At 63.7% G+C, this 6,238-nt stretch carries 7 protein-coding genes; all 7 read left to right on the top strand.

Annotated features, from left to right (window positions below):
• The coding region (locus GNZ13_RS34255) for a PHP domain-containing protein (RefSeq protein ID WP_172172792.1) at window positions 1–693 on the top strand (693 nt) is incomplete at its 5' end.
• A 131-nt stretch (window positions 694–824) separates the two neighbouring features.
• Window positions 825–1,460 (top strand): L-threonylcarbamoyladenylate synthase, encoded by a 636-nt coding sequence (locus GNZ13_RS34250; RefSeq protein WP_172172790.1) that lies wholly within the window; start codon window positions 825–827, stop codon window positions 1,458–1,460.
• Window positions 1,461–1,507: 47 nt separating this feature from the next.
• A complete protein-coding gene (locus GNZ13_RS34245) occupies window positions 1,508–2,170 on the top strand; it encodes a site-2 protease family protein (protein WP_172172788.1) in 663 nt (220 codons plus the stop codon).
• 6 nt (window positions 2,171–2,176) lie between these two features.
• Complete coding sequence (locus GNZ13_RS34240; RefSeq protein WP_172172786.1) at window positions 2,177–3,379, top strand: tryptophan--tRNA ligase; 1,203 nt, start codon at window positions 2,177–2,179, stop codon at window positions 3,377–3,379.
• Window positions 3,380–3,395: 16 nt separating this feature from the next.
• Window positions 3,396–4,007, top strand: coding sequence for a class I SAM-dependent methyltransferase (locus GNZ13_RS34235; RefSeq protein WP_172172784.1), 612 nt, complete (start codon window positions 3,396–3,398; stop codon window positions 4,005–4,007).
• Between the two features lie 43 nt (window positions 4,008–4,050).
• Window positions 4,051–4,965 carry a 4-hydroxy-tetrahydrodipicolinate synthase gene (gene dapA, locus GNZ13_RS34230; protein WP_172172782.1) on the top strand — a complete coding sequence of 305 codons (915 nt, stop codon included), beginning with the start codon at window positions 4,051–4,053 and terminating at the stop codon, window positions 4,963–4,965.
• Between the two features lie 129 nt (window positions 4,966–5,094).
• Window positions 5,095–6,234 carry an outer membrane protein assembly factor BamC gene (gene bamC, locus GNZ13_RS34225; protein WP_172172780.1) on the top strand — a complete coding sequence of 380 codons (1,140 nt, stop codon included), beginning with the start codon at window positions 5,095–5,097 and terminating at the stop codon, window positions 6,232–6,234.
• The last annotated feature ends 4 nt before the right edge of the window (window positions 6,235–6,238 follow it).

Here is a 6,238-nt window from a genome sequence, read left to right as displayed (position 1 = left end):
GATCTCCACGCCGCTCAGGTAGCCCATGCCGAGCGCCTCAGCGGCGTGGAGATCTCGGTGACATGGGCTTCGCGCACGGTGCACATCGTCGGGCTCGGCATTGATCCAACGAGCGCGACGCTGATCGACGGCCTTGCGCGCACCCGCAACGGCCGCGCAGCGCGCGCCGAGGCAATTGGCGAACAGTTGGCCACGCTCGGTATTCCCGACGCCTATCAAGGCGCGCTCAAATACGTCTCGAACCCGGACATGATTTCGCGCACGCACTTCGCGCGCTTCATGGTCGAAAACGGCTACGCCAGCTCGACGCAGGACGTCTTCAACCGCTATCTCGGCGACGGCAAGCCCGGCTACGTGTCGCATCGCTGGGCGAAACTGGCGGACGCAGTCGGCTGGATTCAGGCTGCGGGCGGCGAGGCGATCATCGCGCACCCGGGTCGCTATGCGTACTCGCCGGTCGAATTCGATGCGTTTTTCGCTGAATTTATCGACCTCGGCGGCAAGGCGATCGAAGTGGTGACGGGTAGCCACACGCCGGATCAGTATCGCGAATACGCGGACGTCGCGCGCCGCTTCGGCTTCGAAGCCTCGCGTGGTTCCGACTTCCATGCACCCGGCGAGGGCCGCGTCGATCTCGGCACGCTGCCGCCGCTACCTTCCGATCTCAAGCCCGTCTGGGAACGCTGGTTGTGATCGCGCGCCGTGCCACGGCGGCACGATATGCGCGAACGTCCTTGTCCGAGAGGCTAGCGTTCGCGCGATCTTCCGCCCGACTTTCCATCTGGGTTTTCGTGCACCATCACCCGTAGCCACCGTTAGTCAAAATGTCCCAATACTTTCGGCTTCATCCGGATAACCCGCAGCCGCGCCTCGTCAAACAGGCTGTGCAGATCATCAAAGATGGCGGCGTCGTCGCGTTGCCGACGGATTCCAGCTACGCGCTCGCCTGTCATCTCGACGACAAGGACGCGGTCGAGCGCTTGCGGCGAATTCGCGGGCTCGACGAGAAGGCACTGCTGTCGCTGCTGGTGCGCGATCTGTCGGAGCTGGCGAACTTCGCGATGGTCGATAACCGGCAGTACCGTCTGATCAAGTCGGTCACGCCGGGCCCTTACGTTTTTGTATTGCAGGCGACCAAGGAGGTGCCACGGCGCCTGTCGCACCCGTCGCGCAAGACCATCGGCCTGCGGGTGCCGGAGCACGCCATCACGCTGGCGATTCTCGAAGAACTCGGCCAGCCGCTGCTCGGCTCCACGCTGATCATGCCGGGCGAAACCCAGCCGCTGAACGATCCGGAAGAAATCCGCGAGCGCCTCGAGAAGCAGCTGGATCTGGTGATCGACAGTGGCCCGTGCGTGTGCGAACCGTCCACCGTGATCGATTTGACCGGCGCCGAGCCGGTGCTGGTGCGGGCAGGGCGCGGTTCTCTCGCGCCATTCGGTCTCGAAGAGACGGCATGATCGAAAGCGGACAGACGCACGCAATCGCGTTGTTACAATAGCGAGTTATGGATTCTTCCTTGATACAGACCATTGCGGTTTACGCGTTGCCGGTGATTTTCGCCATCACGCTGCATGAAGCCGCGCATGGCTACGTCGCGCGCTGGCTCGGCGACAATACCGCGTACGTGCTGGGCCGCGTCTCCCTCAATCCGATGCGGCATATCGATCCGCTCGGCACGATCGCGATTCCCTTGCTGTTGTACTTCGCCACCAGTGGCGCGTTCATGTTCGGTTACGCGAAGCCCGTGCCGGTCGCCTTCGGCAATCTGCGCAATCCGCGTTGGGGTAGCCTGTGGGTCGCGGCCGCCGGGCCGGGCTGCAATTTCGTGCAGGCGCTGGTGTGGGGCCTGATCGGTGTCGCACTTGCCGTGGGGGGTGTTGACGAACCTTTCTTCACGCGCATGGCGGCAGCCGGCGTCGGCGTGAACCTCGTGCTCGGCGTGCTCAACCTGTTTCCGCTGCCCCCGCTCGACGGCGGCCGCGTGCTGATGGCGCTGTTGCCGCCGCGGCAATCGATTGCGCTGTCGCGCCTCGAGCCGTACGGTTTTTTCATCGTGATGGCGCTGGTCATGACGGGTACGCTCACGCGTTATTGGCTCAGCCCGCTCGTGACGCTCGGCTACGGTGCGATTACCGCAATTCTGACTCCACTTGTTTCGCTTTTCTAAATAATCATGTTCCCAGACCGTATCTTCTCCGGCATGCGGCCCACCGGGTCGCTGCACCTCGGCCACTATCACGGTGTGCTGAAAAACTGGGTGCGGCTGCAGTCCGAATACCCGTGTTTCTTCTGTGTGGTCGACTGGCACGCGCTGACGACGCACTACGAAACGCCCGAAGTGATCGAAAAGAACGTGTGGGACGTGCTGATCGACTGGCTCGCCTCGGGCATCGATCCGGCGCAGGCTACGCTCTTCATCCAGAGCAAGGTGCCCGAGCATGCGGAAATGGCGTTGCTGCTGGGCATGAGCACGCCGCTCGGCTGGCTCGAACGCGTGCCGACCTACAAGGAGCAGCAGGAGAAGCTGAAGGACAAGGACCTGTCCACCTACGGCTTCCTCGGCTATCCGGTGCTGATGGCGGCAGACATTCTGCTGTACCGCGGCTCGCTCGTGCCGGTCGGCGAAGACCAGGTGCCGCACGTTGAAATGACGCGTGAAATCGCGCGCCGCTTCAACTACCTGTACGGCCGCGAACCGGGCTTCGAAGAGAAGGCCAACGAAGCCGCGAAGAAGCTGGGCGGCAAGCGCGCCAAGCTTTATCACGAGCTGCGCAACGCCTATCAGCAGGAAGGCGACGACGAAGCGCTCGAGCAGGCGCGGGCGATGTTGCAGGAATCGCAGAGCCTGTCGATGAGCGATCGCGAGCGTCTGTTCGGCTACCTCGAAGGTTCGCGCAAGATCATTCTGGTCGAACCGCAGGCCATGCTGACCGAAGCGTCGCGCATGCCGGGTCTGGACGGCCAGAAGATGTCGAAGTCGTACGGCAACACGATCGGCCTGCGCGAAGACGCGGAAACGATTACGAAGAAGGTCCGCACCATGCCGACCGATCCGGCACGCGTGCGCCGCACCGATCCGGGCGATCCGGACAAGTGCCCGGTGTGGCAGCTGCACCAAGTCTACACGGACGAAGCCACGCATGAGTGGGTGCAGAAGGGCTGCCGAACCGCGGGAATCGGCTGCCTCGAGTGCAAGCAGCCGGTGATCGAAGGCATTCTGCGCGAGCAGCAGCCGATGCTCGAGCGCGCGCAGAAGTACATGGACGATCCGTCGCTGTTGCGCGCGATCGTCGCCGACGGCTGCGACAAGGCCCGCAAGTACGCCACGGAAACGATGCGTGACGTGCGCGAGGCGATGGGCCTCTCGTACAACTGATCGCGGCGCTGAGGTGATGAGCACTCCCGTTGCCATGCCGGACGGTCCCTTGCACGGAAACGGCGAGCCGTCGCGCTGGGTGTGCCACTGGGCGCATCTGGTCGCGGCGGGCGGCGCGGTGCTCGACGTCGCGTCGGGGGCAGGGCGGCATGCGCGGTTCTTTGCGTCGCTGGGCCATCCGGTGACCGCGCTCGACCGCAACGCGGCTGCGTTGGACGCCATGCGCGACGAGCCGCTCATTACCACGCTCGCGGCCGACATCGAAGGCGCCGCATGGCCCTTGCCCGCCGAAGCGAAATTTGCCGCGATCGTGGTCACGAACTACCTGCACCGGCCGCTGTTTCCTCAGTTGTTACGCTCGCTCGCGCCCGGCGGCGTACTGGTTTACGAGACCTTTGCGCGAGGCAACGAAAGCGTCGGCAAGCCGTCTAACCCGGCGTTTTTGCTCGCGCCCGGCGAGTTGCTCGACGTGGTGCGAGGCCACCTCCGTGTGGTCGCATTTCAAGACGGATTTCTCGCGCAGCCGCGCCCGGCTTACGTCCAGCGGATATGCGCAATTATGGAGGCGGATCGCTCAGCCGAGCGCGCAGAGGCGGCACCCCCGCCTTGTTACGAGTTGGCTGGCTAATCCGCTACAATCGCGGTTTACCTGATCAAATTCATGGCGTTTCATGACTAACGGACATCAAAGCAGCACTGGCGGCGTTCAGATTCGCGGCAGCATTCCTGCCATCATTACTCCGATGCTCGAAGACGGCAGCCTCGATCTGCCGGCGTTTCGCAAACTGATCGACTGGCACATCGCAGAGGGCACAAACGCACTGGTCGTGGTTGGCACGAGCGGCGAATCGGCCACGCTGTCGGTCGAAGAACACGTGTTGATGGTCAAAACCGCAGTCGAGCACACGGCGGGCCGGATTCCGGTGATCGCGGGCTCGGGCGGCAATTCCACCACTGAAGCCATCGAGCTCACGCAGCAGGCTAAGGAAGTCGGCGCGGACGCCACGCTGCAGGTCGTGCCGTACTACAACAAGCCGACCCAGGAAGGCATCTATCGCCACTTCGCGAAGATCGCCGAAACCGTCGATCTGCCTGTGATCCTGTACAACGTGCCGGGCCGTACGGTCGCGGACATGAGCAACGAAACGATTCTGCGTTGCGCGCAGGTGCCGGGCATCATCGGTGTGAAGGAAGCGACGGGCAACATCGATCGCGCCGCGCACCTGATCAAGTCGGCGCCCGCACATTTCGGCATTTACAGCGGTGACGATCCCACGGCGATCGCGCTGATGCTGCTTGGCGGCCACGGTAATATTTCGGTCACCGCGAACGTCGCGCCGCGCGCAATGAGCGATCTGTGCAAAGCTGCGCTTGCCGCGGACGCGAAGACCGCCCGCGAGATTCATCTGAAACTCCTGTCGCTGCATAAGAACCTGTTCATCGAGTCGAATCCGATTCCGGCGAAATGGGCGTTGCAGCAACTGGGTCGTGTGCAGGGCGGAATCCGCCTGCCGCTCACGCCGCTCGACGCGCAATACCACGAGGTGGTGCGCGGCGCGCTGCGCGAAGCGGGTCTGCTGGGCTAAGCGGGCTCGACCCCGCACCCCCAGCGCTCAAGAAAGCCTGCCACCGGCATTCCCTTAACCGACGTCGATCCAGCCCACGTTCCCGGCACACAGAACCAGGCACCGCGTTCCAGCATCACGAAGGACCTCATGAAACGTTCCGCACTTTCCCTCCACGCAACCCGCATGGCGGCGCTGGCGCTTGCCCTGGTAACGCTCGCCGGCTGTGACACGCTGAACGACTGGTTCGCCTCCGACCGCGTCAACTACAAGGGCGCGGGCAGCGCACCGCCGCTCGCCGTTCCGGGCGATCTGAGCACCACGCCGACTGATCAGCGCTACGTGGCGCCGCCGGCCAATCTGGCGCTGGGCGGCTCGCAGCAACGCGCGGTCACGGCAGCGGGCAATTCCACCGAAGGCCAACCGAATGCGCAGGACCCGCTGGGCATGCACATCGAGCGTGACGGCGATCGTCGCTGGCTGGTAGTCGACGGCCGCACGCCGGAACAACTGTGGCCGCAGTTGCAGGAGTTCTGGCAGGAGAACGGCTTCGTACTGAAAACCGATGCGCCCGCCACCGGCATCATGAACACCGACTGGGCTGAAAACCGCGCCAATATTCCGGATGACTGGTTCCGTCGCACGGTCGGCAAGGTGATCGACTTCGCCTACTCGTCTGGCACCCGTGACAGCTTCCGCACACTCGTGTCGCGCGGCCCGGCTAACACCACGGACATCTCGATCACGCATAGCGCGATGGAAGAAATGCTGACCGGCCAGGACAAGACGTCGTCGCGCTGGGAAGAGCGTCCGCGCGATCCGGCACTGGAAGCACTGTTCCTGACCAAGCTGATGCAGAAGTTCGGTCTGACCGAAACGCAGTCAAAGCAACTCCTGACCGATGCCCGCTCGGCCACCGCGCCGGCCACGATCGACCAGAGCGCGGGTGCATCGACGCTCGACCTGCAGGAATCGTTCGACCGCGCGTGGCTGCGCGTGGGCCTCGCGCTCGACCGCACCAACTTTACCGTCGACAACCGCGATCGCTCGAAAGGCATCTACTACGTGCGTTACGCGGACTCGATGCAGGAACTGAAGAAGGAAGGGCTCTTCGGCAAGCTGTTCTACAGCGGCAATTCGTCGAAGAAGCCGGGTCAGGAATTCCTCATCAATGTGCGCTCGAAGGGCGATACCGTGACGCAGGTGGCGGTGGTGGACGCGAACGGGCAGGTGGATAACTCGTCCGACGCGCAGCGCATCGTGACGTTGCTGCACGCGCAACTGAACTAAGCGG

This window comes from Paraburkholderia elongata (assembly GCF_013177735.1).
In the GTDB taxonomy this organism is placed as follows: domain Bacteria; phylum Pseudomonadota; class Gammaproteobacteria; order Burkholderiales; family Burkholderiaceae; genus Paraburkholderia; species Paraburkholderia elongata.
Note: the sequence above shows the minus strand (reverse complement) of the source record. Positions and strands in the feature narration are given on the sequence as shown.